Source organism: Nocardioides sp. Root151 (genome assembly GCF_001427925.1).
In the GTDB taxonomy this organism is placed as follows: Bacteria; Actinomycetota; Actinomycetes; order Propionibacteriales; family Nocardioidaceae; genus Nocardioides.
On sequence record NZ_LMGG01000005.1, the window covers coordinates 384,854 to 410,242 of the forward strand.

The 25,389-nt window shown below is 69.4% G+C and carries 28 protein-coding genes; 18 read left to right on the top strand and 10 right to left on the bottom strand.

Annotation, left to right across the window (positions count from 1 at the left end; genetic code table 11):
• Positions 1-72: 72 nt before the first annotated feature.
• Positions 73-699 (top strand): maleylpyruvate isomerase family mycothiol-dependent enzyme, encoded by a 627-nt coding sequence (locus tag ASD66_RS16950; protein ID WP_056891678.1) that lies wholly within the window; start codon positions 73-75, stop codon positions 697-699.
• A 154-nt stretch (positions 700-853) separates the two neighbouring features.
• Positions 854-1,204, top strand: a complete 351-nt coding sequence (locus ASD66_RS16955; protein WP_056891679.1) for a DUF1330 domain-containing protein — start codon at positions 854-856, stop codon at positions 1,202-1,204.
• 14 nt (positions 1,205-1,218) lie between these two features.
• Here ASD66_RS16955 and ASD66_RS16960 read toward each other — a convergent pair whose 3' ends face one another.
• The 4 genes from ASD66_RS16960 to ASD66_RS16975 all read right to left on the bottom strand — a co-directional run bounded on the left by ASD66_RS16960 (position 1,219) and on the right by ASD66_RS16975 (position 4,652).
• Positions 1,219-1,899: a Type 1 glutamine amidotransferase-like domain-containing protein gene (locus ASD66_RS16960; protein WP_056891680.1), complete on the bottom strand. Its 681-nt coding sequence runs from the start codon at positions 1,897-1,899 to the stop codon at positions 1,219-1,221.
• Positions 1,900-2,013: 114 nt separating this feature from the next.
• Positions 2,014-2,556, bottom strand: a complete 543-nt coding sequence (locus tag ASD66_RS16965) for a hypothetical protein (RefSeq protein WP_156388755.1) — start codon at positions 2,554-2,556, stop codon at positions 2,014-2,016.
• Between the two features lie 313 nt (positions 2,557-2,869).
• Positions 2,870-3,985 (bottom strand): sensor histidine kinase, encoded by a 1,116-nt coding sequence (locus ASD66_RS16970; RefSeq protein WP_056891682.1) that lies wholly within the window; start codon positions 3,983-3,985, stop codon positions 2,870-2,872.
• The gene (locus ASD66_RS16975) at positions 3,978-4,652 is read right to left on the bottom strand and encodes a response regulator transcription factor (RefSeq protein WP_056891683.1); all 675 of its coding nucleotides are present in this window, start codon (positions 4,650-4,652) and stop codon (positions 3,978-3,980) included. The genes ASD66_RS16970 and ASD66_RS16975 overlap by 8 nt, the downstream gene beginning before the upstream one ends.
• Positions 4,653-4,739: 87 nt before the next feature.
• Here ASD66_RS16975 and ASD66_RS16980 point away from each other — a divergent pair, with 87 nt between their 5' ends.
• Both ASD66_RS16980 and ASD66_RS16985 read left to right on the top strand, forming a co-directional pair.
• Positions 4,740-5,408 carry a M15 family metallopeptidase gene (locus ASD66_RS16980; RefSeq protein ID WP_056891684.1) on the top strand — a complete coding sequence of 223 codons (669 nt, stop codon included), beginning with the start codon at positions 4,740-4,742 and terminating at the stop codon, positions 5,406-5,408.
• 5 nt (positions 5,409-5,413) lie between these two features.
• A complete protein-coding gene (locus ASD66_RS16985; RefSeq protein WP_056891685.1) occupies positions 5,414-6,040 on the top strand; it encodes a VanZ family protein in 627 nt (208 codons plus the stop codon).
• 76 nt (positions 6,041-6,116) lie between these two features.
• Here ASD66_RS16985 and ASD66_RS16990 read toward each other — a convergent pair whose 3' ends face one another.
• Complete coding sequence (locus ASD66_RS16990; RefSeq protein WP_082563895.1) at positions 6,117-6,560, bottom strand: DUF6069 family protein; 444 nt, start codon at positions 6,558-6,560, stop codon at positions 6,117-6,119.
• Between the two features lie 210 nt (positions 6,561-6,770).
• Here ASD66_RS16990 and ASD66_RS16995 point away from each other — a divergent pair, with 210 nt between their 5' ends.
• The 5 genes from ASD66_RS16995 to ASD66_RS17015 all read left to right on the top strand — a co-directional run bounded on the left by ASD66_RS16995 (position 6,771) and on the right by ASD66_RS17015 (position 12,788).
• A complete protein-coding gene (locus ASD66_RS16995) occupies positions 6,771-7,133 on the top strand; it encodes a YciI family protein (protein WP_056683941.1) in 363 nt (120 codons plus the stop codon).
• A 51-nt stretch (positions 7,134-7,184) separates the two neighbouring features.
• Complete coding sequence (locus ASD66_RS17000; RefSeq protein WP_056891686.1) at positions 7,185-8,399, top strand: RNA polymerase sigma factor; 1,215 nt, start codon at positions 7,185-7,187, stop codon at positions 8,397-8,399.
• A 110-nt stretch (positions 8,400-8,509) separates the two neighbouring features.
• Positions 8,510-8,848 (top strand): YciI family protein, encoded by a 339-nt coding sequence (locus ASD66_RS17005; protein WP_056683948.1) that lies wholly within the window; start codon positions 8,510-8,512, stop codon positions 8,846-8,848.
• Between the two features lie 1,128 nt (positions 8,849-9,976).
• Positions 9,977-12,301: a molybdopterin cofactor-binding domain-containing protein gene (locus tag ASD66_RS17010; RefSeq protein WP_235530143.1), complete on the top strand. Its 2,325-nt coding sequence runs from the start codon at positions 9,977-9,979 to the stop codon at positions 12,299-12,301.
• A 10-nt stretch (positions 12,302-12,311) separates the two neighbouring features.
• Positions 12,312-12,788, top strand: a complete 477-nt coding sequence (locus ASD66_RS17015) for a (2Fe-2S)-binding protein (RefSeq protein WP_056683954.1) — start codon at positions 12,312-12,314, stop codon at positions 12,786-12,788.
• Between the two features lie 12 nt (positions 12,789-12,800).
• Here the strand turns inward: ASD66_RS17015 and ASD66_RS17020 are convergent, their stop codons facing one another.
• The 3 genes from ASD66_RS17020 to ASD66_RS17030 form a co-directional block, all read right to left on the bottom strand.
• Positions 12,801-13,577, bottom strand: coding sequence for an amino acid ABC transporter ATP-binding protein (locus ASD66_RS17020; protein ID WP_056891687.1), 777 nt, complete (start codon positions 13,575-13,577; stop codon positions 12,801-12,803).
• Positions 13,577-14,371, bottom strand: a complete 795-nt coding sequence (locus tag ASD66_RS17025; RefSeq protein ID WP_056891688.1) for an amino acid ABC transporter permease — start codon at positions 14,369-14,371, stop codon at positions 13,577-13,579. Before ASD66_RS17025 ends, ASD66_RS17020 begins: the two co-directional genes overlap by 1 nt.
• A gap of 64 nt (positions 14,372-14,435) precedes the next feature.
• Positions 14,436-15,221: an ABC transporter substrate-binding protein gene (locus tag ASD66_RS17030; protein WP_056891748.1), complete on the bottom strand. Its 786-nt coding sequence runs from the start codon at positions 15,219-15,221 to the stop codon at positions 14,436-14,438.
• 141 nt (positions 15,222-15,362) lie between these two features.
• On the opposite strand from ASD66_RS17030, the gene ASD66_RS17035 reads away from it, so the two are divergent.
• The 7 genes from ASD66_RS17035 to ASD66_RS17065 all read left to right on the top strand — a co-directional run bounded on the left by ASD66_RS17035 (position 15,363) and on the right by ASD66_RS17065 (position 22,948).
• A complete protein-coding gene (locus ASD66_RS17035) occupies positions 15,363-16,001 on the top strand; it encodes a dihydrofolate reductase family protein (RefSeq protein ID WP_056891689.1) in 639 nt (212 codons plus the stop codon).
• A 129-nt stretch (positions 16,002-16,130) separates the two neighbouring features.
• The gene (locus tag ASD66_RS24240) at positions 16,131-18,278 is read left to right on the top strand and encodes a M4 family metallopeptidase (protein ID WP_082599574.1); all 2,148 of its coding nucleotides are present in this window, start codon (positions 16,131-16,133) and stop codon (positions 18,276-18,278) included.
• A gap of 126 nt (positions 18,279-18,404) precedes the next feature.
• Entirely contained in the window at positions 18,405-19,856 is a 1,452-nt protein-coding gene (locus ASD66_RS17045; RefSeq protein ID WP_056891690.1) for an FAD-dependent monooxygenase, read from the top strand.
• Between the two features lie 130 nt (positions 19,857-19,986).
• Positions 19,987-20,655, top strand: a complete 669-nt coding sequence (locus ASD66_RS17050) for a methyltransferase (RefSeq protein ID WP_056683969.1) — start codon at positions 19,987-19,989, stop codon at positions 20,653-20,655.
• 84 nt (positions 20,656-20,739) lie between these two features.
• Complete coding sequence (locus ASD66_RS17055; RefSeq protein ID WP_056683972.1) at positions 20,740-21,207, top strand: hypothetical protein; 468 nt, start codon at positions 20,740-20,742, stop codon at positions 21,205-21,207.
• 257 nt (positions 21,208-21,464) lie between these two features.
• Positions 21,465-22,496, top strand: coding sequence for an RNA polymerase subunit sigma-70 (locus ASD66_RS17060; protein ID WP_056891691.1), 1,032 nt, complete (start codon positions 21,465-21,467; stop codon positions 22,494-22,496).
• Entirely contained in the window at positions 22,493-22,948 is a 456-nt protein-coding gene (locus ASD66_RS17065; protein WP_056891692.1) for a DUF6069 family protein, read from the top strand. Before ASD66_RS17060 ends, ASD66_RS17065 begins: the two co-directional genes overlap by 4 nt.
• A 26-nt stretch (positions 22,949-22,974) precedes the next feature.
• On the opposite strand, the gene ASD66_RS17070 is transcribed toward ASD66_RS17065, so the two are convergent.
• Entirely contained in the window at positions 22,975-23,394 is a 420-nt protein-coding gene (locus ASD66_RS17070; RefSeq protein ID WP_056683991.1) for an NUDIX domain-containing protein, read from the bottom strand.
• A 132-nt stretch (positions 23,395-23,526) separates the two neighbouring features.
• On the opposite strand from ASD66_RS17070, the gene ASD66_RS17075 reads away from it, so the two are divergent.
• Positions 23,527-24,162, top strand: a complete 636-nt coding sequence (locus ASD66_RS17075) for a ClpP family protease (RefSeq protein ID WP_056891693.1) — start codon at positions 23,527-23,529, stop codon at positions 24,160-24,162.
• Positions 24,159-24,746 carry a ClpP family protease gene (locus tag ASD66_RS17080; protein ID WP_056891694.1) on the top strand — a complete coding sequence of 196 codons (588 nt, stop codon included), beginning with the start codon at positions 24,159-24,161 and terminating at the stop codon, positions 24,744-24,746. The genes ASD66_RS17075 and ASD66_RS17080 overlap by 4 nt, the downstream gene beginning before the upstream one ends.
• 25 nt (positions 24,747-24,771) lie before the next feature.
• Here the strand turns inward: ASD66_RS17080 and ASD66_RS17085 are convergent, their stop codons facing one another.
• Positions 24,772-25,197: a helix-turn-helix domain-containing protein gene (locus tag ASD66_RS17085; protein WP_082599575.1), complete on the bottom strand. Its 426-nt coding sequence runs from the start codon at positions 25,195-25,197 to the stop codon at positions 24,772-24,774.
• Between the last annotated feature and the right edge of the window lie 192 nt (positions 25,198-25,389).

Here is a 25,389-nt window from a genome sequence, read left to right on the forward strand (position 1 = left end):
CCCTTCGGCCGCTCCCGCGCACGCTACCTTCCCCCGGGTGCGGCGGTGCGCTGACCGGTCCAGAATGGCGTCATGGCAGACCTCAGCGCACTTGCCACCGACGAACGGAACGACCTGGCCGACTTCCTCGAGACCCTCGACGAGGAGGAGTGGGAGCGGCCGTCGCTCTGCCCGGGGTGGTCGGTGCGCGACATTGCCGGGCACGTCCCGAGCTACGACATGCTGAGCAAGCCGGCGGTGCTGGCGCTGTTGGCCCGCTCGCGCTTCTCGCTCGGCCGTGCCAACCAGGCCCGTCTCGAGCTGAGCCGGCGCCTGAGCACTGCGGAGCTGGTGGCACGGCTGCGCGAGTACGCCGTTCCACAGGGCATCACGGCGATGTTCGGCTGCGGGATCGCCCTCACCGACGGCGTCATCCACCACCAGGACATCCGTCGTGCGTTGGGCCGTCCCCGGGTGGTGCCGCCGGAGCGCCTGGTCGCGGTGCTGGGGTTCATGCCCCGCGCCCGAGCCCTGCCGTCACCGGCAAACGTGCGCGGACTCCGCATCGTCGCGACCGATCTCGACTGGGTCGGCGGCAGTGGGCCCGAGGTGCGCGGCCCGGGTGAGGCCCTGGTCATGTCGCTCGCCGGTCGACCGGAGGCCCTGGCCGAGCTGGACGGCGCCGGACTCGCCACGCTGACGGCGCGGGTCACGGGATAGTCGAGTCATTGTCGTCGCCCGGGTCGCCCAGTCGCCCGGTCGACCTCGGCAGCGAGGCTGGCGCATGACCTCTGAGGTAATCGACTGGCCGCAGGGTGCGCGGCCAGACTCATGGTGCACGGCCCGTTGCCGCCATCCAGATCGGAGAATCGCCATGCCTGCCTACGCAATCGCCCACCTTCACGACGCCGCACCCCACCCCGAGATCGCGGAGTACATCGAACGCATCCCCGGCACCTTCGAGCCGTACGGCGGCCGTTTCCTCGTGCACGTGACCCAGCACGAGGTGAAGGAGGGCGCCTGGCCCGGCCACGTCGTCGTGATCGGCTTCCCCTCCATCGATCGGGCCCGGGCGTGGTGGGACTCGGCCGCCTACCGCGAGATCGCTCCCTTGCGGGCACGCAACATCGGCGGCGACATCATCCTGGTCGACGGCGTGCCCGAGGGCTACGACCCTGCGGACACCGCGCAGGCGATGCGCTTCGAGCTCTCGGCGTCTGCCTGACCCGACGCGCCTGATCAGCCGACGGGTGCGTCGAACTGTCGCCAGTTGCCTTCGGAGACGACCTCGACCCTGCCGTCGTGCACCGTGATCGCGGTCGCGTCGTCGATCGCGTAGGCCGGACCGCCGATCTCGGCCGCCCACTTCTCGGCGTCGACCATGCGGTTCTCCGGCAGGTCCGGGTGGTCGAGGTGCGGGAAGATCGAGAAGTCGACGATGCCCAAGGTGGTGTCGTCACCGGAGGGCGCCCGCCACCCGACGAAGTCGGCGCCGATGCGTGGTGCCATCACCATGCTGCCGGCGCTCAGCCCGACCCAGACCGTCTCGGCGAGCTCCGGCACCAGGTCGGTCAGTCCGGACTCCCGCATCCAGTGGTTCAGGTAGAGCGCGTCGCCACCGGCAACGAGCAGCACGTCCGTCTCCCGGACCAGCGGCACCCACCGCTCGGCGTCGATGCTGGGTAGCGCGGTGAGCTCCAGCACTCCCACCGACTTCCACCCGAGGTCGACCATGTGCAGCGAGGACCGGCCGCTGATGAAGCGCCAAGGCCCTTCCCCCGGTCCGACGGACGGGTGGCCGTACTCCGCGGTCGGGATGGCGAGCGCGGTCGCGTCCGCGATCGGCTTGCCCAGGAGGTCGACCAGCGCGTCCCGGATGCTCGGGTTGCTGACTCCGGCGGAGGTGAGAAGAAGTTTCACGGCTGCTCCCGTTCGGAAAAGGATGTGGCGTTCCGAGTGTGGACCGGCGGGCGTCGGGAAACTCATCGCTGCCGGCGCGAATCCTGCCGGCAGACGTACTGGCGGCGCGGCGCTCTACTGCAGCGGGCCGACGGACACCGGAGTCGTCAGTTCCCGAAGGTCGGCCGACGAACGGCCCGGCACGTAGGCGTACTTCCGGTCGCCGGCTTCGAGGAGCGCGGTGCGGGAGCCCGCACTGCTGCGGATCAACTGCGACGGTGGCTCGTGCCCGGTCCGCTGAACGAGCCGGCCGCGACGCTTGATGAAGAGGACCTGCTCCGGGGAGTCCTCCACGATGGCATCGCGGGCCACGGCGTACTCCGCGACGTGCGCGCCCTGGTCCATGAGCAGCGGCCGGTAGTCACCGAACCAGCTTTCGAGGTGTTCCCGGCTGGCGCAGCCGCAGGCCAGGCGGTCGTCCCCGCGGTACGAGTCGAAGATGGCCGGGTCCTTCGGATGCGGCCGCGTGACCCGGTGCTCGGCCTCCATGTAACGGGCCAGCTCCTCGGCCGCAGGGGTCAACCACTGCGAGGTGTAGGGCCCGAGCCAGGCAATGCGCCCGCCCGGTGGCTGGGCGAACTCGAGCCTCCAGACTCGTGCCACATGCTCTTCGCTCACCCGGTCCACCCTAGGGTGCCCGACCGCTCGGGCGCCGTCGCCACAAGTGATCCGAGTGCGCCGTCGATCGGTCGCAGTCCGCGGCTTCGCTGGACTTCCGGGCGCCGGAGGCAAGCCCGGCGACCACTGGGCGCTCCGGTCCGATCGGACCGAGAAGGCCCCACACTGCGTCCGATCGGACCGAGTGAGCGGATCTACTCGGCCCACATGGGCCCTACCACCTAGGAGCTACCCGGCTCATCCTTCGTCCGCCCTGATCGAGCGGCCCCACCGGCACCGACAAGCTCGACGGCGACGCGGATCTCGTTCATGGTCAGGTCCTCTCGTCCGGCTGGGTGCGGCGTGGTGAGGCGACGGGCAGCTCCACGGTCACGCGCAGCCCTCCGTCGGCGCGCGGCGTGAGCCTGAGTGTTCCGTCGTGGGCGCGCGTGATGCTGGAGACGATGGCCAGGCCGAGACCGACACCGGCGTGGTCAGTGCGGATTCGCTGCGTGCCGCGCTGGAACGGTTCGGCCAGCGTGCAGACCAGCTGGTCGGTGAGCTTCGCGCCGGTGTTCTCGACCGTCAGCACCACGGTCCCGGGTTGGACGCTGGTCGCCACCCACACGGTGCCTGCCTCGGGCAGGTTGTGCACGATCGCGTTGTGCACGAGGTTCGTGGTCAGCTGCTGCAGCAGGGCATCCGAGCCGACGGTGGCCGCCTGGGTGCCGGTGGTCTCGATGGTGATGCCGCGCTTCTCCGCCAACGGCAGCAGCGTCTCGGTGGTCTCCTCGGCCAGCAGGGACAGGTCGACCAGCTCACGAGAGAAGGCGCGGCGGTCCGAACGGCTCAGCAGGAGCAGCGCCTCGGTGAGGTCGATGGCCCGGGCATTGACGGCGTACAACCGGTCGATGAGCTCGTCGGTGTTGGGGTTCGGCTCGTTGCGGGCCACCTCGAGCAGGGTCTGGACGATTGCCAGCGGCGTGCGCAGCTCGTGGGAGGCGTTGGCCGCGAACCGCTGCTGCTCGGCGTCGTGCGCCTCGAGCCGGGAGAGCATCGTGTCGAAGTCATCGGCGAGTGAGCGGAACTCGTCCTTGCGTCCCTCCATACGGATCCGGTGGGATAGCGAGCCCTCTGCGGCCAGGTGGGTGGCCTGGGTGAGGCGGGTCAGCGGAGCCAGCATCCGACCGGCGAGGAACCATCCACCGATCAACCCGAAGACCAGCAGGAAGGCCATCGCCTGGGCCGCCCTCGGCGCGAACGCCTCGAGCAGGTCGGAGCGGGTGGGGTTGAACGGGGCCGGTCCGGGGCCGTACTGCGCGCGCTCGGGCACGTAGCGCAGCAGGAACACCCACACGGTGGCGAGCAGCAGGCCGCCGGCCACGATCAGGAAGCCGGCGTAGCTGAGCGTGAGCTTGAGCCGAACGCTCAGCCCCGGCGCCCTAGTCACTGCCGTCTCCCGTGTCGATGCGGTAGCCGACACCGGGCACGGTGGCGATGATCCAGGGCTCACCGAGCCGCTTGCGCAACGCCGAGACCGTGATGCGCACCGCGTTGGTGAACGGGTCGGCGTTCTCGTCCCAGGCCCGCTCCAGCAGGTCCTCCGCACTGACCACTCCGCCTTCGGCCGCGACCAGGACCTCGAGTACGGCAAACTGCTTGCGGGTCAGCGCGACATAACGGTCGTCGCGGTAGACCTCACGGCGGAACGGGTCCAGGCGCAGGCCAGCGATCTCACGCACCGGTGGCCGGTGGTGCGCCCGTCGTCGGTCGAGAGCCCGCAGTCGGAGCACCAGCTCGCGGAGCTCGAACGGCTTGGTGAGGTAGTCGTCGGCACCCAGCTCGAAGCCGGAGGCCTTGTCGTCGAGCCGGTCGGCCGCGGTCAGCATCAGGATCGGCATGCCACTGCCGGAGGCGACCACGCGTTGGGCGACCTCGTCCCCCGAGGGCCCCGGGATGTCGCGGTCGAGGACGGCGATGTCATAGGCGTTGAGACCGAGCAGCTCGAGCGCGGTGTCCCCGTCGCCGGCGATGTCCGAGGCGATCGCCTCGAGGCGCAGGCCGTCGCGGATGGCCTCGGCCAGGTAGGGCTCGTCCTCGACGATCAGCACACGCACACGCCTGATGCTACGAGCTTGCGCATATCGCCGGCGTATCCAAAACCGCATACGTCCTCGCAACGCGACGATGCCTTGACTCGAGGCATGACCCTTCGAAACCCAGCAGCAACCCGTGGTCGCCGTACCCGCCTGATGATCCTGGCCGTGCTCGCCGTGGCCTGCGCGGCGCTCGTCGCGATCGCGCTGCCCGCCAGCGACCTGACCCAGCGCCATTCCGGATCCGGCGTGTTCGGCTTCGAGATCGACCCATCGGACCAGGGCGGCCCCGGGCAGCTCTTGGGCACCCGCGCCCGCCCGTCACTCGGCGGTTCGGGTCACGTCCCGGACGGCACGACCGTCTTCGACGACGACGTACCTGCGGTGGGCAACCTCGACCCCGACCTGCTCGCGGCGCTGCGCGAGGCCGCTGACGATGCCGCCGACGACCACGTCGGGTTCCACGTGAACAGTGGCTGGCGGTCGGCGGCGTACCAGCAGCAGCTCCTCAACGAGGCGGTCTCGCAGTACGGGTCGATGGAGGAGGCCTCGAGGTGGGTGGCCACCCCGGAGACCTCAGCCCACGTGTCGGGCGACGCGATCGACCTCGGTCCACCGGAGTCCGCGGAGTGGCTGGCCGACCACGGTGACGACTACGGCCTGTGCCAGATCTACCGCAACGAACCGTGGCACTTCGAGCTGCGCACCGAGGCTGCCGATGACGGCTGCCCCGAGATGTACGACGACCCGACGCAGGACCCGAGGATGCAGCAGTGAGGTTGATGAGCTGGTACGGCTTGTTCGGCACGTTCACCGGCGTCGCGTTCCTCACCGTGGTCGCGGTGCCGTTGGCCGCACTGGTGGTGGTCGCCCTCGCCCAGTGGCGCAGGGCCTCCGGCACCCCACGGTCCGGGGCGTGGCGTACGGCGCTCGCGGACGTCGGGATGGTCTACGGGACGGTGCCGTGGGTGTGGATGACGATGATGCCGGGGAGTCACGCGGGCGATGTGCTCGGCCGGGTCAGCCTGGTGCCGTTCCGCGACCTGGTCTCGATGGGCAGTCTCGGCATTGTCGGCAACCTGCTGGTCCTCTCCGCCCTGGGCTTCTTCGCGCCCCTGCGGATCGCGCCGCTGGCCTCGTGGCCCCGGGTGCTGCTGTTCGCCGCGAGCTGCTCGCTGCTGATCGAGGTGGCGCAGTTCGTGCTGCTGCTCGACCGGGTGTCGTCCGTGGACGACGTTCTGCTCAACACTGCAGGCGCCGGCCTCGCCGCCTGGCTCTCACGCCCGTGGTGGCTCACGCCGGGAGAGGCGACGGTGGTTGAGGAGCGAGGAACGAACGCTTGTCCTGAGGAGCCGAGGGACGAGGCGTCTCGAAGGGTCTCGAAACCACCCACTGTCGCAGGCCGTTGAGCGCACGCCGAACCGGCCGGGCCATGTCGGCCCGGCCGGATGGTCACGCGGCCGCTTCGTCCACGGCCCGACCCGATCAACGTGCGTCGGCCAGTCGACGCGCCAGGGTCGGGACCACGATCGCCGCGGCGACGACGTGCAGGGCGATCAGGGTGACCGCGGAGCCCGCGTCGAACCCGAACGTGACGTCGGGGACGAAGGACAGCACGGTCAACGCGACCGCCGTACGCACGAAGGTGGAACGCGGGTGACGGGCCTTGCGGGCCATCACGGCGGCCATGCCGACGCCGATGAGCGAGAAGACCAGGGTCAACTGGGTGAACCCGAGGATCGGGATGCTCTCTCCGCCAGAGGTGTTCGCGAACGAGACACCGGCGGCCGACGCGATCGCCGCGAGGACGGTGGTGGCGACCGAGGCAACAACCGCAGCGGCGACACCGTGCTTCCAGACCGGCTGGCGCTCGTCGGTCGACGCGCTGTGGGTGGTGACCTGCGTGGTGGGGATCTGCGTGGTGGACATGTCGAACTCCGTTTCTCCTGCTGGCCGCCCTGTGCGACCTGCTCATGCCACTTCCACGAACGGGTCTCGACGGATTCGACAGGTCAGCTGAGAATTTTTTTCTCTGGTTCGATTCGAGACTCCTGTGGCAGGTTGTCGTATCGGTGGCCTTCCGTTCGTAGTGGGGTTGAAGGCGGTCATCGGGACCGCCCGGAACTGAGGAGAAACGTGATGACTGCATATCTGATGTCCGTGCACGGTCCGGCCGAGATGGAGGAGTTCGGCAACTACGGCTCGAGGGAGGCGATGGAGGAGTCCTTCGCCGAGACCGGCCGCTTCAACGACAAGCTCAAGGCCGACGGCTACTGGGTCTTCGCCGGCGGCCTCCAGCCCGCGTCGACTGCGACCGTCGTCGACGGCCAGGGCGAGACGCCGGTGGTGACCGACGGTCCCTACCTCGAGACCAAGGAGCTCATCGGAGGCTTCTGGGTGATCGAGGCGCCCGACCTCGACGTGGCGCTCAAGCTCGCGGCCGAGGCGTCCAAGGCCTGCCGCGGCAAGGTCGAGGTCCGCCCGTTCGACGGACTGGCCTGAGCCCAGGATGTCGACAGCGCAGCTCGAGACAGCCCATTTCAAGACAGCGCAGTGACGCAGACCGGGCAGGCGGCCGTCGAGCGGGTCTTCCGCGAGGAGTACGGCCGCCTCATCGCCTCGCTCGTACGCCGCTTCGGTGACATCGACATCGCCGAGGAGGCGGCGAGCGAGGCGTTCGTCACCGCGTTGGAGAAGTGGCCGGAGTCCGGCGTACCTCCCAACCCGGGCGGGTGGCTCACCACCACCGCGGGCAACCGCGCGATCGACCGACTCCGCCGCGAGAAGCTGCGCGACAAGAAGCACCAGGCGGCCTTCATGGACCACGACGACACACCCCACACCCCCACCGGGCCGGTCGAGGACGACCGGCTGCGACTGCTCTTCACCTGCTGCCACCCGGCGTTGGCGTCGGAGGCGCGCGTCGCCCTGACCCTGCGCCTCCTCGGCGGCCTGACCGTGCCCGAGATCGCGCAGGCGTTCCTCGTGCCCGAGACCACGATGGGCCAACGCATCACCCGTGCGAAGAAGAAGATCGCGGCCGCGAAGGTGCCCTACCGGGTGCCCGAGGCCGCCGATCTTCCCGAGCGCCTCGGCGGCGTCCTGACGGTGCTGTTCCTCGTCTTCAACGAGGGCTACCTCGCGAGTGGCGACGGCGACCCGGTGCGCGCCGAGCTGACCGGCGAGGCGATCCGGCTGGCCCGCATCCTGCACCAGCTGCTTCCCGACGAACCAGAGGTGACCGGGCTCCTCGCGATGTTGGTGCTCACCGAGGCCAGGCGTGAGGCCCGGGTACGCAACGGTCAGCTGGTCCCGCTCGGCGAGCAGGACCGCGCCGGCTGGGACCACGCGTTTATCGCCGAGGGCCACGACCTGGTCCGCGAGTGCCTGGCGATCAACCGGCCAGGTCGCTATCAGATGCTGGCCGCGATCAACGCCGTCCACACCGACGCCCCGAGCGCGGCGGACACCGACTGGTCGCAGGTGGTCGCGCTCTACGACCAGCTGACCCGACTCGACGCGTCTCCGATCGTCGCGCTCAACCGGGCGGTCGCGGTCGCCGAGCTCGACGGCCCCTCGGTCGGTCTGGCCCTGGTCGACCGGCTGCCGCTGGAGGGCTACCACGCCTGGCACGCCACCCGGGCCGACCTGTTGCGCAGGCTGGGTCGCACCGTCGAGGCGAAGGAGGCGTACGACGTGGCGATGACCGCCACCCAGAACTCGGCCGAGATCGCCTACCTGGGCCGGAAGCGCGGCGAGCTGGTCTGAGCCAGATCTGGCGAGAGTTTCTTCTGGGAGACTGTCGGATCCGGCACAGGCCGTTCGTAGCAGAGGTGAGAGGCGCCCTGAAGCGAGCGCCGGGACAAGGGAGTTGTGCGATGACGCAGTACCTGATCTCGTTCGATGACGGCTGGATGGACTTTCCCGACGAAGAGCTGCCCGACGTCGCCAGGGCCGCCAACGCGGTGGTCGAGGAGGCCCGGGCCGCGGGCGCCTGGGTCTTCGGTGGAGGGCTCGAGAGCCAGCGGGCCAGCGTGGTGGCCACCGACGGCACGATCACCGACGGTCCCTACCCGGAGACCAAGGAGGTCCTCGGCGGGTTCGCCGTCGTCGAGGTCGACTCACGCGAGGAGGCCCTCGAGTGGGCCGCCAAGATCGCGGTCGCCTGCCGGTGCTCGCAGGAGGTCCGCGAGCTCCTGCCCGACCCGACCGTCTGATCGGAACGGCAATCTGAGCCTTCGCCGCTCACCTGCCGTCGTGGTACGGCGGGACGGCGGAGGCTCCGGCCGGCCACGCTTCTGCGCCGCATAGGCGTACAGCCCACGGAACAGTTCCCGGCTGACGTCGCGCTCGTTCTTCAACCCGAGGTAGAGCTCCACGGGCGCGTAACAGGTCGTCGAGCAACGCCCGTCCCGGCCTGGCTTGCGATGCATGAAGCGCAGTTTCTCCCGGTCCTCCACGAACAGGAAGAAGTCATTGTCGTCCGTCACGTTCTGCAACCACCAGGTACGCCAGTCAGGATCGCGATGGAGGTCGATGGTAGCGAGTTCCGTGGGACCTTCGCCTTCGACATGGCAGGATTCCCCCGACTGAGGCGAGTACCGAAACTCATCCACCCGATGCTGATTCCCCACGGATGAGCGAGGTACCACTCGCCGATCTCATCATTCATCACAGTCCCCTCGGCATCCCGATGGGAAGGTGTCCGGCCTGCTTCTTGTAGCGCGCCGTGTGAAACGCTTCCCACTTCCTGGCCGTCCGCCAGCCAATCACATCTTCGCGCACCCGCTTCCACCGACACTCGAGGCCTGTTGCCCGACGGCACGCAGACAGTCGCGATCGCGGGCCGTACTTGGCTGTCTTGGGCATCTTCGGTTTCACCTTGGGCCACGGGACGCCCTGCCGCTTGACGAACCGGCGCATCCCCGCGGGCGTGACGTCGGATGCCCTCACACTCCCCGTGCCGCAGCGACCGTAGGGTGTCCTGGGCAGCGCTGAACTGCCGCGCGGGATGGCTACGCGCGACTCTCCGGCCGCGCGGTACAGGCCGCCACCGAGAACTCCGCCGAGATCGCCCTACCTGGACAGGAAGCGCGGAGAGCTGGTCTGACCCGGCCGCTCAGCGACCGGTCTCGCTCCTGTCGCCCCTATGGGAGGACTGGTCCCCTCCTGAGTGGGGACGCGAGGACACCCGTTCGTGTGATGACAATTTGGGGAACGACACGGAGGCTCCGGGCACCGATGAGGCGTGTCCTGCCGTGATGAGCACCGACACGGAAGAGGCACGAGGCATGAGCAGGCCATTTCGGCGCACACCCGGCTCGGTCGAGAGCACTCCTCCCGAAGTGCCTGACACGACAGGCTCGGCACTGGGGCGACGGCGATTCGTCGGCCTCCTGCTGGCCGCGCCGACACTCACCGTCACGGCCCGCCTCCTCGGCGACGTGGCCACGGCCCCGCCTGCGTCGGCGAGCGGGGGCGGCCTGGTCGTGCCGACCCCTGACGGGCCCGCCGACATCTTCGACGTGAGTGACGCACAGATGCTCACGGTCCTCCCGACCGCCAGTCTGATCCACCTGACGCTGGACACCGCCGGCGTCGCACACTTCGCCCTCCACCGCTCCGAGAACGGCCAAGGCATCACCACGTCGACGGCAATGTTGATCGCCGACGAGCTGGACATGCCCATCCAGGACGTGAGCGTCACACTCGCCGACGCGCGCCCCGAGCTGCTGATGAACCAGTTCACCGGTGGCTCCAACAGCACCATGTCGACGTACCGGCCGATCCGGACGATGGCAGCTGCGGCGCGAAAGCGCCTCGTCGAGACCGCTGCCAGGCGCACCGGACACTCCGCATCGACCCTGCGCACCGCGGACGGACACGTGGTCTGCCCCGACGGTTCGAGGATCGCCTACGGCGACCTCGCCGTGGATGCCGCCGTCGACGAGGACACCCCGCTGGTCGCACCCCTGAAGCCCCTGTCGGAGCTCACGATGGTCGGCCAGCCGAAGGGACGCACGGACGCCCATGCCTCCGTCACCGGCACCAAGGAGTTCGCCATGGACCTGAAGGTCCCCGGCGCTCTGCCGACGATGGTCTGCCGGGCACCGCGCCTGAACGGCAAGCCGATCCGCTTGCTCAACCACGACGAGGTCAAGGCCATGCCCGGGGTCACGCACGTGGCGTTGGTCAGCACCGGCATCGCCATCCGTGCCCGCACCTTCGGGCAATGCATCGACGCCATCCGTGTGGTGCGCGCGGAATGGACCGAGGGCACCGCCGGCCGCAAGTCGGACGCCGACGTGCTGGCCGACCTGCGCAAGGCCGAGATCCCGCTGCTCGTGCCCAAGGTGCCGGTGCTGGCACAGACGGTCGAGACCGACTTCACGTTCCGATTCGCGAGCAACGCCGCGTTGGAGACCAACTGCGCCATCGCCGACGTACGCAGTGACCGGGCGGAGGTTTGGTCGGGCCTGCAAGTGCCGCTCGTGGCCCGCAAGGACATCGCCGAAAAGGTGGGGCTTCCCGAGAAAGCGGTGGCCGTGCACGTCACGCTGGGAGGCGGGGCCTTCGGGCGCAAGGCCTTCTCCGACGCCGCGATCGAGGCCGCCGAGGTCTCGAAGGAGATGGGCGTGCCGGTCAAGCTCATGTGGCACCGGGTGGACGACGCCCGCGTAGGTCGGGTCCACCCCATGGCCACCTCCCGGATCCGGGCAACGGTCCTGGCCGGCAGCGTCCTCACTTGGGATCAGCGACACACCAGCGTGGCCACCGACTTCACGCACGGGTTCGGCGACGTCCTCACCGCGGCTGCTGCGGAACTCCCTGTCGTGGACCTCGGCTTCTCCGAGACGGTCTACGCACTGACCCAGGGAACGCACTACAACTTCGGAGTCACGACGAACCTGCTCAACGAGGTCGACCACGGATTCAACACGGGCTCGATGCGCGGCATCTACTCACCGAACGCGGCAACCGCGCGCGAGCTCACGGTCGACAAGATCGCCCATCTGGTCAACTCCGACCCCTATCAGTTCCGCCGCAAGTTCATCCGCCGCGCGCGCGGACGGGCGGTGCTCGACAAAGTTGCCCAGGTGGGCAGTTGGGGGCGGCAGATGCCGGCCGGGACGGCCCAGGGCATCGCGGTACACGAGGAGTATCACGGCTTCAGCGCCTGCCTGGTTGAGATCGACTGCCGTCCTGAGACGGTCAGTCGTGAGGTCCCCGAGGCGGTCACGGGGCCTCGGGTGACCAAGGTCGTGTTCGCCATCGACGTCGGGCTGGTGATCAACCCGCGCGGGCTCGAAGCCCAGATGATGGGCGGAATCATGGACGGCCTCGCGATGACCCTCACCTCGAGCATGCACCTCGAGGACGGTCACTTCCTCGAGGCCAGTTGGGACAACTACGCCTACACCCGCCAGTGGAACGCCCCACCCCAACTCGAGATCATCGTGATGCCCTCGACGACCGAGGAACCCGGCGGCGCCGGCGAGTTCCCGGTCGCCACCAGCGCCGCGGCCGTGGCGACGGCGTACGCCCGGGCGACTGGAACGCTGCCGACGGAGTTCCCGGTCAACCACAGTGCACCGCTCTTCTTCACCCCGAAGTCGTTCGAGCCACCGTTGCCGGCATCGCCCACCGACGGTCTCTCCCACACCTACTGAGGATGCCGACATGCCCACCCACACCTTCAAGGTCAACGGCGAGACCGTCACCGTCGACGTCGAGGACGACGTACGCCTCCTCTGGGTGCTGCGCGACATTCTCGGCATCACCGGGCCCAAGTATGGCTGCGGGATCAACGTCTGCAAGGCCTGCACCAGCCACGTCAACGGCAAGGCCTTCAACCCGTGCTCGGTCCCGGTCGGGGCGCTGGAGGACGACGACGAGATCACCACCATCGAGGGACTTCCGGCAACGGTGGGCAAGGACCTGCACCCGATGCAGGAAGCCTGGATCGACCGTGACGTCGCCCAGTGCGGCTACTGCCAGCCCGGCCAGATCATGGCTGCGGTCGCCCTGGTGAAGAAGGTACGCAGCGAGAGTCGCTCCATCACCGATGCCGACCTCGATGGCATCCGCAACATCTGCCGGTGCGGGACCTACGTGAGGATCCGCGAGGCGATCAGGGCCGGCGCGGCGCAGATGTGACCCAGCGGCCGGTCAGAGCACCTTGGACAGGAACCCTTGCGTGCGCTCGTGCTGGGGGTTGGCGAGCACTTCCGCCGGAACGCCCTCCTCGAGAATCACGCCGCCGTCCATGAAGACCAGCTTGTTGCCGACCTCGCGGGCGAAGCCCATCTCGTGGGTCACGACCATCATCGTCATGCCCTCCGAGGCGAGGTCCTTCATCACCTGCAGCACGTCGCCGACCAGCTCCGGGTCGAGCGCCGACGTGGGCTCGTCGAAGAGCATCATGTCGGGCTCCATCGACAGGGCACGGGCGATCGCCACGCGCTGCGACTGACCACCCGACAGGTGCGCCGGATAGGCGTCCTCCTTCTCGGACAGCCCCACCTTGGCCAGGTTGGCCCGCGCGATCTCGACCGACTCGGACTTCGACCGCCCCTTGACCCGCTGCTGGGCGATGCAGAGGTTCCTCAGCACCGTCATGTGCGGGAAGAGGTTGAACGACTGGAACACCATGCCGATCCGCGAGCGGAGCTTGTCGACGTCCGCGTCGGGGTCGGTGATCTCGTCGCCCTCGACGAAGATCTTGCCGCTGGTCGGAGTCTCCAGCATGTTCACGCAGCGCAGCAGGGTGGACTTGCCCGAGCCAGACGGCCCGATCACGCAGACCACCTCGCCGACACCGACGTGGAAGTCGATCCCCTTGAGGACCTCGTTGCTGCCGAAGTACTTGTGCAGTTGTTGTACGTCGATCGCGGCCGTGCTGCGGTCACTCGGGACGTGTGGCTCGCCCGCGCTCCAGGTGGTCATCAGCGGGCCCTCTCAGACTTGGCTTCCATGCGGCGTACGACGATCGACAACGGCACCGTGATGAGCAGGTAGCAGAGCCCCACCACGATGATCGGGGTCAGGTTGGCCGCGCTGTTCATGCCCTCGCGACCCCACTTGGTGAGGTCGTACTCGTCGAGCGAGAGGCCGAGGATGTAGATCAGTGAGGAGTCCTTGGTCAACAGGATCAGCTCGTTGGTCAGCGGCGGCAGGATGATCCGGAACGCCTGCGGGATCACGATCGAGATCATCGCCCGCGAGTGCGACATGCCCAGGGAGCGGGCGGCTTCCATCTGGCCCTTCGGCACGGCCTGGATGCCGGCCCGGATCGTCTCCGCCATGTAGGCGCCACCGACGAGGCCGAGAGCCAGGGTGGCGACACCGAGGCCGCCGCCGGGGATCTCGTAGTCGGGGAACGCACGCGAGAAGCCGGGGCCCAGGGCGAGGAACACGACCAGTGCAGGCAGACCGCGGAAGAGCTCAATGACCGCGGTGGAGAGCCAGCGCCACGGGCCGATGCTCGAGAGCCGCATCAGGGCGAGCACGAGACCCAGCAGCAGGCCGAAGACGAACCCGCACGCGGTGTAGATGATCGTGTTCTTCAGTGCCGTCTTCAAGATGTCGGGGAACTGCTCCCTGACCAGGTCGGGCTTGAAGAACGAGTCCCGCAGTGACGCCCAGTCCGCCGCGAAGGCGATGACGGCCACGACGAGGACTATCAGGGCGTACTGCGCGTAGCGGAGATAGGCCGCGCGCTTGCGCTTGCTCAGCGCCATTGGAAACTCCCGTCAGGCCGCGCGGAGTGCACGACCGTGGTCCGGAGGGACACGGATCGAGGCATCACCCGGCGGTGCCGAACCACTTCTCCTTGAGCTTGTCCATCTCCGCCTTGTCGGCGATCGCCTCGTTGATCGCCTTGAGCAGCTCGGGGTTGTCATCCTTCGCCACCGAGAAGCCGTACTTCTCACCGGTCGCGAACTCCTTGCTCACCTCGACGCCGTCGTTCTGCGCGACGTAGTAGTTGACCAGGCCGTTGTCGTTGACCCCTGCGTCGGCGTCACCGCTGTTCACGGCTTCCATCATCAGGACCGAGTCCTCGTAGGAGACCTTCTCGGCGCCCTTCGGGAGGTTCTCCTCGACGTAGGTCTCACCGGTGGTGCCCTCCTGGACGGCGATCCGCTTGCCGGCCAGGTCGGAGAGGTCGGAGTAGCCCGAGCCCTTCTTGACCAGCATCGCCTGGGTGGCCTCGAAGTACGGGTTGCTGAAGTCCATCACCTTGACCCGTTCGGGCTTGATCGTCATCGCGCCGGTGGCCACGTCGCAGTCGCCGTTGTCGAGCGCGTTGCCGGAGACGATGGTCTCCCACGGCGTGTCGATGACCTTCGTCTTGAGGTCCTCGTTCTGCGCCACGAGCTTGAGCACGTCGATGTCGAAGCCGACGACCTCGCCCTTCTCGGTGAACTCGAACGGCTCGTAGGGCAGGTGGGTGCAGATGGTCAACGTGCCCTTCTCGACCACCTTCACCCCCGACTCGGTGGTCGTCGTGTCCTTGTCCTTGGCACAGGCGGAGACGGAGAGGGCGAGGACGGCGACGGCCAGGGCAGCGGGCACGGTGCGAAGGTTCATGCCCAGCACCATAGACCGGATCACCCTCGAGATGCAGGCCGCGACCTCACCACGTCGGGCCGGCGATTCGCGATGAGTCCGGCTGTCATCACCGGTCTGTCCACACGCTGCCCGTTGCATCCGCTGACTGAAGGAGTCGCCATGCCTCGCACCAGGGTCCACAACCTGAACATCTCCCTCGACGGCTATTCCGCCGGCGACCACGTGACACTCGACGCCCCGATCGGTGGTGCGGAACAGCTCTTCTCGCGCTTCGACGGCAGGGCCATCCACGGCGTCGACCAGGTGGACTCGCCCTTCACCTTCGACCATGCCCTGACCAGCACGTGGGGTCAGGGCGTCGGCGCCGAGATCATGGGGCGACGCAAGTTCGGCCCGCAGGTCGGCGAGTGGCCCGATGACGGGTGGCGGGGTTGGTGGGGCGATGAGCCGCCGTTCCGGACACCGGTGTTCGTCCTGACCCATCATCCCCACCCGACGATCGACTTCCCCAACGGGACGAGCTTCCGTTTCGTGGACGGTACGCCGGAGGAGGTGCTTCACCTGGCCCAGGAGGCCGCCGGCGGTGGCGACGTCCGCATCGGTGGTGGGCCCTCGACCGTCCGGCAGTTCCTCCAGGCGGGGCTGATCGACTTCATGCACCTGGTGATCGTGCCGATCACCCTCGGCAAGGGTGTGTCGATCTGGGAGGGGACGAGCGGCATCGAGGATGCCTTCACCGTCGAGTCGATCACCTCTCCCAGCGGGCTGGTCCACCAGTTCTGGAACCTGCATCGTTGACCCGTTCGGGCAACTCGAGCATTTCCGGGTCGCCCCGGTACTCCCGCGGAGAGCGCCGACTCCTTGTGGGTATTGACCGTGCGACGCACGCGAAGGATGCGCGCCGGTCCGATCCGGAGCGAGGAACCCATGACTCACACGCCTGACCACGACTCGGCGTACGACGCGATCCAGTGCATCGTCCCGCCGTACATGCTCGAACAGCTTGCCCGCAACGGCACCGATGCCCAGCGGGCCTGGGCCCGCGAGGCTCTGGCGGTGACCGCACGGGCCAGGGAGCTGCGTTCGACGCGCGGCCTCCGCGGCACCGCCCGACGCACCAGGGAGGCGCGCGCGGAGCTTGCCGCGGCCTCGCCCATCCGCAAAAACCGCTTGATCCACGATGCCGGCCACGACACCGACCTGCCCGGCCAGCTGGTCCGCAAGGAGGGCGACGCGGCCACCGGCGACGTCGACGTGGACCGCATCTACGACGGCCTGGGCGCGACGTGGGACCTCTACTTCGACCTGTTCGGCCGCAACTCCTACGACGACGACGGCGCCAGCCTGATCGGCACCGCCCACTACGACAACAACTTCGGCAACGCCTTCTGGGACGGCGAGCAGATGGTGTTCGGCGACGGCGACGGGCTGCTCTTCGTCTCCATGACCGCCGCCGTCGACGTGATGGCCCACGAGCTCAGCCACGCGGTCACCGAGCACGAGTCCGACCTGGAGTACGAGAACCAGTCCGGCGCCCTCAACGAGCACCTCTCCGACGTGTTCGGCTCGCTGGTCAAGCAGCGGCTGGCCGGCGACACCGCGGCCACCGCCGACTGGCTGATCGGCGAGGGCCTCCTCGGGCCCACGATCAACGGGGTCGCCCTGCGGTCGATGATCGCGCCCGGCACGGCGTACGACGATCCGGTGCTGGGCACCGACCCGCAGCCGGCCCACATGGACGACTTCGTGGTCACCACCAGCGACAACGGTGGCGTGCACATCAACTCCGGCATCCCGAACCGCGCGTTCGCCCTCTTCGCGCAGGCACTCGGCGGCAACGCGTGGGACCAGGCCGGCCGGGTCTGGTACGCCACCGCGACCGACGACGCCCTCGACTCGAACGCCCGCTTCGACCGTTTCGCCGCCCTCACCGCAGACCACGCGTTCGCGCTGTTCGGCCACGACGTGGCTGCCGCGTGCGTCACGGCGTGGGCGACGGTAGGGATCGGCGTGCCGTGGAACCGGCAGGTGGACCGCACGGCGCAGCACCGCGCGGCGGGTTCGTCCTCGACCCCCGCGGGCGTGGTGGTGACCGGGCTGAAGACCCAGAACGTCGCCTTCCGCGACGACGACGGGCACCTGCACGAGCTCTGGCGCGACGCCGCCGCCGGCACCGGGACGTCCGACCTGACCGCCCTCGCCGGTGCCCGCGACGCCACCGGTGAACCACGTGCGTACGTCGACCAGGGACGCAGCACGGTGATCCTGCCGTTCCGCGCGAACAACGCCTCTGTCCGTTCCCTCTACTGGTCCACCGGCGCGGTCGGTCAGGACGACCTGTCCGGCACCGCCGGGTCTCCGTCCGCGGCGGGGAACCCGATCGGCTACCACCACGCCGAGTCCGACACCCACCACGTGGTCTACCGCGGCGGAGACGGGCACCTCCACGAGCTGTTCTGGGTCGGGGTGGCGCCGGTGAACTACGGCGGCAACCTGACCGGCACGATCGGCGCACCGAAAGCGGCCGGCGACCCGGCGCCGTACGTCACCCCGGACGGCACCAACATCGTCGTCTACCGGGCCGTCGACGGCCGGATCCTCAGCGTCTACTGGAAGGACGGTCCGAGCGGTCTCGACGACCTGTCCGGCACCGCGGGCACGCCGAAGGCCGCGAGTGACCCGGTGGCCTACTACGTGCCGCAGACCGACACCCACCAGGTCGTCTATCGGGGCGTCGACGGACACGTGTACGAGCTCTACTGGGTCGGTGCCGCGCCGGTGTCGGGCTGGAACGTGACCGCGTCGGCGGGGGCGCCGCTCGCCACCGGCCGACCGGCCACCGTCCACTGGGTCGCCCGGAACGTGAAGAGCGTCGTCTACCGCCGCTCCGACGGCCACCTGCACGAGGTGTGGTGGAACCCGGGCCAGGCGCCCGGCCACGGCGACGTCACGGCCAACTCCGCGGCCCCGCCCTCGGCATCGGACCCGTTCATGTTCATCGACGACGTCGCCGGCTCGGGCCACCTGGTCTTCCGCTCAGGTGACTCCCACGTCCACGAGATCTCCTGGAGGTAGGCGCCCTTCCGCCGTACGGCCCCTCCCTTCCAAGGTATAGCGAAGTGGGGGGCTTGCGGCAAGGCCCCGGTGGTGCCGCACACTGTCCGCTCGGCGCCCACGGTGGTCGCCGAGGAGGGGGCAGGAATGACTGACGTGATCGTGGCCGGCGGCGGCCCGACGGGCATGATGCTGGGCGCCGAGCTGACCTTGGCGGGCGTCGACGTGACGGTCGTGGAGCGCAGGCCGAGCGCCGAGCTGGTGGGCTCGCGGGCCGGCGGGTTCCATGCGCGGACGATCGAGGTCCTCGACCAACGCGGCATCGCGGGTCGATTCCTGGAAGCCGGCAAGACCTATCAAGGTGCTGCGGCCGGCAGCGCGATGTTCGACGTCAGCGACTTCCCGACCCGCCACCCCTACACGTTGGGGCTGTGGCAGAACCACATCGAGCGCATCCTCGCCGAGTGGGTCGACGAGCTCGGGGTCAAGGTCGAGCGGGGTCGCCAGGTCACCGGCTTCGTCCAGGACGCCGACGGGGTGGACGTGCGGCTGGCCGACGGCGCGACCGTGCGGGCGTCGTACCTCGTGGGGGCCGACGGTGGGCGCAGCGTGGTCCGCAAGGCCGCGGGCATCGACTTCCCCGGCTCGGAGGCCACGCAGACCAAGCTGATCGCCGAGGTCGAGGTCGGCGAGCAACCGCCGGTCGGCGTACGCACGGACGAGAGCGGCATCCACGGGCTCCAGGTGATGGAGGACGGGCGCACCTTCCGGGTGATCACCACCGAGCACCAGATGGGGCCCGCCACGGAGCCGACCATGGACGACCTGAGGGCCGCGCTGCACCGAGTCTTCGGCACCGACTTCGGCGTGCACAGCCCGACCTGGATCTCGCGGTTCTCCGACGCCACGCGCCAGGCGGCGTCGTACCGCGAGGGGCGGGTGCTGCTGGCCGGGGATGCCGCGCACATCCACTATCCCGCAGGCGGGCAGGGCATCGGCCTCGGCGTCCAGGATGCCGTGAACCTCGGCTGGAAGCTCGCCCAGGTGGTCAAGGGCGTCTCGCCGGAGAGCCTGCTCGACACCTACCGGGCCGAGCGGCACCCGGCGACCGCCCGTGCGCTGAAGCAGACCATGGTGATGGGACTCCTCCAGCAGCAGGACGCGCGCCACGTCGCGGTGAACGACCTGATGGACGAGTTCGTGGCGATGGACGAACCGCGCCGGCAGGTCGCCGGACTGCTCTCCGGTCTCGACGTCCACTACGACCTCGGGGACGGGCACCCGCTGCTCGGTCGGCGGATGCCCGACCTCGACCTCGAGACTCCCGACGGACCGGTCCGGGTCTTCGAGCTGCTGCACGCCGCCCGGCCGGTGCTGCTCGACCTCGGGACCCCGGGCGGCGTCGACCTCGGTCCCTGGGCCGACCGTGTGCGCCTGGTCGTTGCCGAGAGCAGCGGCCCGTGGGAGCTGCCGGTGATCGGTGAGGTGACGCCGCCGAGCGGTGTGCTGATCCGGCCGGACGGCCACGTTGCTTGGGTGGGTGGCGGGACGGACGCGGGTCTGCACGACTCACTGACGCGGTGGTGCGGTCCGGCCTGACGTGTCGCAGGGTGCTGCGGCGCAGCGGCGCCCGACCGAGCTGCCGGGCGCGTGAGACCCCGCTCGTTCCCATCGCTGTGTCAGCCTGTAGCGGACCACCACACGCCCCCAAGGCAATGAGGTTGCTTCCATGTCGGACTCACTCACCAGTGCTGCAGAAGAGCTGATCGCGCGCGGGGTCACCCTCGGCGGGCCCCGCAAGAGCTTCGCCCATGCCGGGCGCAAGCAGCTGATGACCCTGCTCCACCACGGCCTGAACCCCGATTCCAAGGTGCTCGACATCGGCTGCGGTTCACTGCGCGCCGGCCACTGGCTGGTCCGGCTCCTGGACCCCGGCTGCTACTACGGCATCGAGCCCAACCGCGAGATGCTCGAGGCAGGGGTCGACGTACTCCTCGGTCCCGAGATGGTCGCTGCCAAGCGGCCGACCTTCTCGCACCGCGACGACTTCTCGATGGCGCACTTCAACGAGACATTCGACTTCTATGTCGCGCGCTCGATCTGGAGCCACGCGTCGAAGCCCCAGATCGAGGTGATGCTCGACGGCTTCGTGGCCACGTCGGCGCCGAACGCGACGTTCATGGCGTCGTACTACCCGGCCTCTGCCGAGCGCCCCGACTACGACGGCGACGAGTGGTTGGGGCGGAGCCACGAGTCGGACGAGTCCGGCACCATCGCCCACGACTTCGGATGGATCACCAAGGCGTGCGAGGCGCGCGGCCTGGTGGCAGGCGAGGCGCGGAACCCGGCCCTGAACTTCGGAGCCCAGACCTGGCTCAGGGTCCGGCACGCTCGCTGAGTCCGGGCGAGCCCTCATGATTCCGGGGTGACAGGGGGCGATCCCTGATGCCGGCGCTCGACGGCGCCGACGAGGCTGGAACGCATGAGAACTCGTCTCGGAATCTTCCTGTCCCTGTGGAGCTTCGGCTTCGCCTGCGTGCACGTCGCCTGGGCCTCCGGGTGGCGCGGCGGCCTCGACTCGCAGTTCGCGCCGATCAGCGAACGCCCGTGGTTCCTCGCCTACGACCTGCTCGCGGGCTTCCTGATGTACGGCGCCGCGGTCGTCGCCTGGATGCTGGCCCACGGAGGTCTCCCGAAACGTCTCACCCGCAGGCTCACCCTCCTGACGATGGTGGGCTCCGGTCTGGCCCTGGGACGCGGGGTGCCAGCGCTGGTGTGGGACGCCGCGGCCGGGGAGACCGGCTTCGTCAGCCTCGGTGCCGACATCTGGTTCACCCTGGCCGGGTTGACGGGTGTGGCCCTCGCGGTCGTCGTACGCCGGGAGGTCCCGCAGGCGTTCGCACGTGACCAGCAGCGCTCCTCGGCATCCCGGGGTGCGCCCGCGAACTGACACGCGTCGGGCGGCTTGCCCTCAGCGACGTGCCTCGAACAGGTGACGAGTCGAGTGCGCGACGAACGGCTCGCGTCGCGGAGCCGGGCGTCGAGGGCGCGCAGGCGGTCGTCGTACGACGCGACGGAGAAGTCGGGCACCCACCACACGCACTTGCGCAACCGTTTTCACCGGGCACGACGACGAGGGTGATGAGTTCTCAGCGCCGGACCCGTCACACCTGTGACAGGGACACGACGAGGCAGAAGGATGCCGTGATGAGTGTGGACACGGGACTGAAGGAGATCGGCATGGGCGAACCGGGCGGGACAGCTCTGGACGAGATCGACGAGCCGGCGTTCACGAGGCTGGCGGAACGGCACCGGCGAGAGCTGCACGTGCACTGCTACCGGATGCTCGGTTCGTTCCAGGACGCCGAGGACACCGTGCAGGAGACGTTCCTCCGAGCCTGGCGACGCAGGGAGACGTTCGAGGGCCGGTCGACGTTACGGGCGTGGCTCTACAAGATCGCCACCAACGCCTACCTCGACCTCCTGGCCAAGCGCCGCCCGGCGGCCGCGACCGGCGGCGAGGTGCTGTGGCTCCAGCCCTACCCGGACCGGCTGCTCGACGAGCTGCGTGCGGACGACGCGGACGAGCCCGAGGTCGTCGCCGTCGCGCGAGAGACGATCGAGCTGGCCTACCTGGTCGCCGTACAGCACCTCACGCCGCGGCCGAGGGCCGTACTGATCCTGCGCGACGTGCTCGGCTGGCCGGCCAAGGACGTCGCGAAGCTCCTCGGCGACTCCGTCAACTCCGTGAACAGCGCGCTTCAGCGGGCCCGGGCCGGCATGCGGGCGCACCTTCCCGCCGACCGGCAGGACTGGACCGGGGGCGAGGAGGACACCGGGACGCGCGAGCTGGTGCGCCGCTTCACCGAGGCCAGCGTGGCCACCGACATCGAGGCGCTCACAGCCATGCTCCGCGACGACGTCCGCTGCTCGATGCCGCCCACCCCGGGCCTGTACGTCGGCCGCGACGCGGTGGTGAGCAACTGGGTCGAGGACGGGTTCGAGGGCATGACCGGCCTGCGCGGTGTGCCCACGTCCGTGAACCGCCAGCCGGCCGTGGCCTTCTACGAGTGGCGGGAATCGGAGGGCGCCTACCTGCCGCTGACGATCGACGTGCTGCGCATCACCGGCGGGGAGATCACCGAGATCTTCACCTTCCACGACGACCAGTTCCCGCAGCTCGGGCTGGCGGAGCGGTTGCCGTCGGACGACGAACCGAACACCGGCGGGCTGTCATGAACGGCGTGCAGGACCCTGGGCTCGACGCGGGGTTGCAGCCGGGACGGACTGACCGCACGAGAGGGCTCCGTCGGCTGGCCGGCACCGGACTCGTCGCCACGCTGTTGGCGGTGGCGGCCACCACCCTGGCCGCCGCACTCGCCCGGGCCTTGGGCGTCGACTTCGAGATCCACGACGGTGGCGAGACGATCCCGTTGTCCGGGGTCGCCGCGGTGACCGGTGCGTTCTCGCTCGTGGGTGTGGTCATCGCGGCCGCTCTTCTGCGTGTGAGCGCGCGTCCCGCAGAGTCGTTCATGGGAACCGCCGTGTCGCTGACCGTGGTCTCGATGGTCCCGCCGTTCCTCTCCGGGGGCTCGACCGGCACGATCGTCGCCCTCGTCGTCCTGCACCTCGTCGCGGCGACCGTGATGATCCCCGGTCTGGTGCGGGGGCTCCGCCCGCGCAACGTCTGAGGCCGCCGCCGGAGGGCCGGGACCGATCAGCGGAGAGCGGCCTCGAGCAACGCCGACAGATGCGGATGGGCCAGGGCGAGCGCGGCCGTCTCGGCGTGGTTGAGCCACGCCAGGGCGTCGTGCTCGGTCGGGTCGGTGTTGGTCGGCTCCCCACTCCACGAGTCGATGACCCAGACGTCCATCCGGAAGTCATTGCCCTGGATGTGCGCCAACGGGTCCCCGGTGACCACGGCCTCGACGCCGAGCTCCTCAGCCAGTTCCCGGCGCAGCGCCTGCTGAGGCGTCTCGCCCTGCTCGACGTGACCGCCGGGCAGGTCCCAGCAATCGGGGTACCAACGACGCGCCGGGGTGCGGTGCACCAACAGGCCGCGACCCCCACGGCGTAGAAGCCCGCACACGATCCGATGGAGGTCGTCGTGGCTCGAGTCGGCAGCGTGGTTCGTCACGCTGCCACGCTACCGATGGCCCGGGCGGTCATGGCTGCCGGATCGTGCCGCTCTCGGCGGATCCGCTGAGGGCAGATCCGCTGTGGGCGGCACGCCCTTCTGTCACCGTGTCGCCGGAGCCACGCTCGGAGCATGACCGAAGAACACCGACCCCTCGTCCTGGGCAAGCGCACCGCCGAAGACCTGCTCCGGCGACGCATCCTGCTCCTCGACTCCCCACTCGACGACGAGATCGGCGCCATGCTCTGCGCCCAGCTCGTGCTCCTCTCGACAGACGACCCGACCACCGACATCAGCCTCTGGATCAACTCCCCCGGCGGCTCGGTGACCGCCATGCTGGCCATCGCGGACACCATGCGCCTGGTCCCGAACGACGTCTCCACCGTCGTTCTCGGCATGGCCTACAGCGCCGGGCAGTTCCTGCTGTGCTGCGGCACCGAGGGCAAGCGCTACGCCCTGCCGCACGCCAAGGTGCTGCTCCACCAAGGCTCTGCCGGCATCGGCGGCAACGCCGTCGACATCGCGCTGCAGGCCGAGGACCTGCGCCACATGCGCGACACCGTGATCGGGATCGTCGCCGAGCGCACCGGCAAGTCGCCGGAGCAGGTCTTCGAGGACTCGTTGCGCGACCACGTCTTCACCGCGCAGGAGGCCCGGGACTACGGCTTCCTCGACCAGCTGGTGACCGACCTCGAGCAGATCCGCCCACGCGTGCGTCGTACGACGGGCCTGCGACCGACAGACCCGGCGAAGGAGGACGGCCAGTGAGCACCTACACGATCCCCAACGTGGTCAGCCGTACGCCGCGAGGCGAGAAGGTGATGGACGTCTACAGCCGCCTCCTCGAGGAGCGGATCGTCTATCTGGGCACGGAGATCGACGACGGGGTGGCCAACGCCCTGATCGCGCAGATCCTGCACCTGGAGGCCGAGAACCCCGAAGCCCCGATCAACCTCTACATCAACTCGGCAGGTGGCTCGATCACCGCGACCTTCGCGCTCTACGACACCATCCGGTTCTGCCGGGTGCCCGTGGCGACCACCTGCGTCGGACAGGCCTTCTCCAGCACGGCCCTCCTGCTCGCGGCCGGAGAACCGGGGCAGCGGACCGTGCTGCCCCACGCCCGGGTGATGCTGCACCAGCCGTCGGGCCAGGGCCGCGGAACCATCCCGGACCTGATCCTGGCCGCGGACGAGATCCTGCGGGTGCGCGAGGAGATGGAACAGGCGCTGGCCGAGCACACCGGTCAGGACGCCGCGACACTGCGGCGCGACACCGACCGAGACCGCATCTTCCGCGCCGAGGAAGCCGTCGCCTACGGACTGGCCGACGAGGTGATCAGTCGCAGGTGACCGGGCTCGAGGGACCGGCCGTGGCTCAGGCGGCCAGGGCCAGGGGTCCGCGCAGGGCGCCGACGTCCTGCCGGATCGAGGCCGGTCCCACAGGGCCGGCCGGCGCGGCGTACAACCGGCGCGCGGCCGCGACGGCCAGGTCGCGCAGGGTGAGGTCGAGCGCGCCGGCGACCGCGGAGAGCACCTCGGACGACGGGTCCTTGCGGCCGCGTTCGACCTCGGAGAGGTACTGGGTGGAGATGCCGGCGCGGCTGGCGGTCTCGCTCAGCTTCTCCCCACGCACGTGTCGACGCTCGCGGAGCAGCTCGCCGGTCACCTCGCGCCACAGCGGTTCGGGGGTGCGGGGTTCGGGGGCGCGGGGCTCTGGAGTGCGAGGTTCGGTGGTGCGGGGTCCCGGCGCGCGCACGTCGGGGCGGTCGGACGGCGTACGCAGCGGCAACAGGTGACCCATGTCGCGATGCTAGCCACTGCCTCCGCGCACCCTGCCCGGGTTCTGCTCAGGGCAGAACGCGCTCACCATCAACGTGATGAGCGACGTGGCCAGTCCCCGCGGGCCGTGCCATCGCACAAGAGTGGGTCTGCGGGAGGATTGGCCGCCGCAGTTCGGGGAACGTTGCCCGATGACCACACATGACCGGAGGGC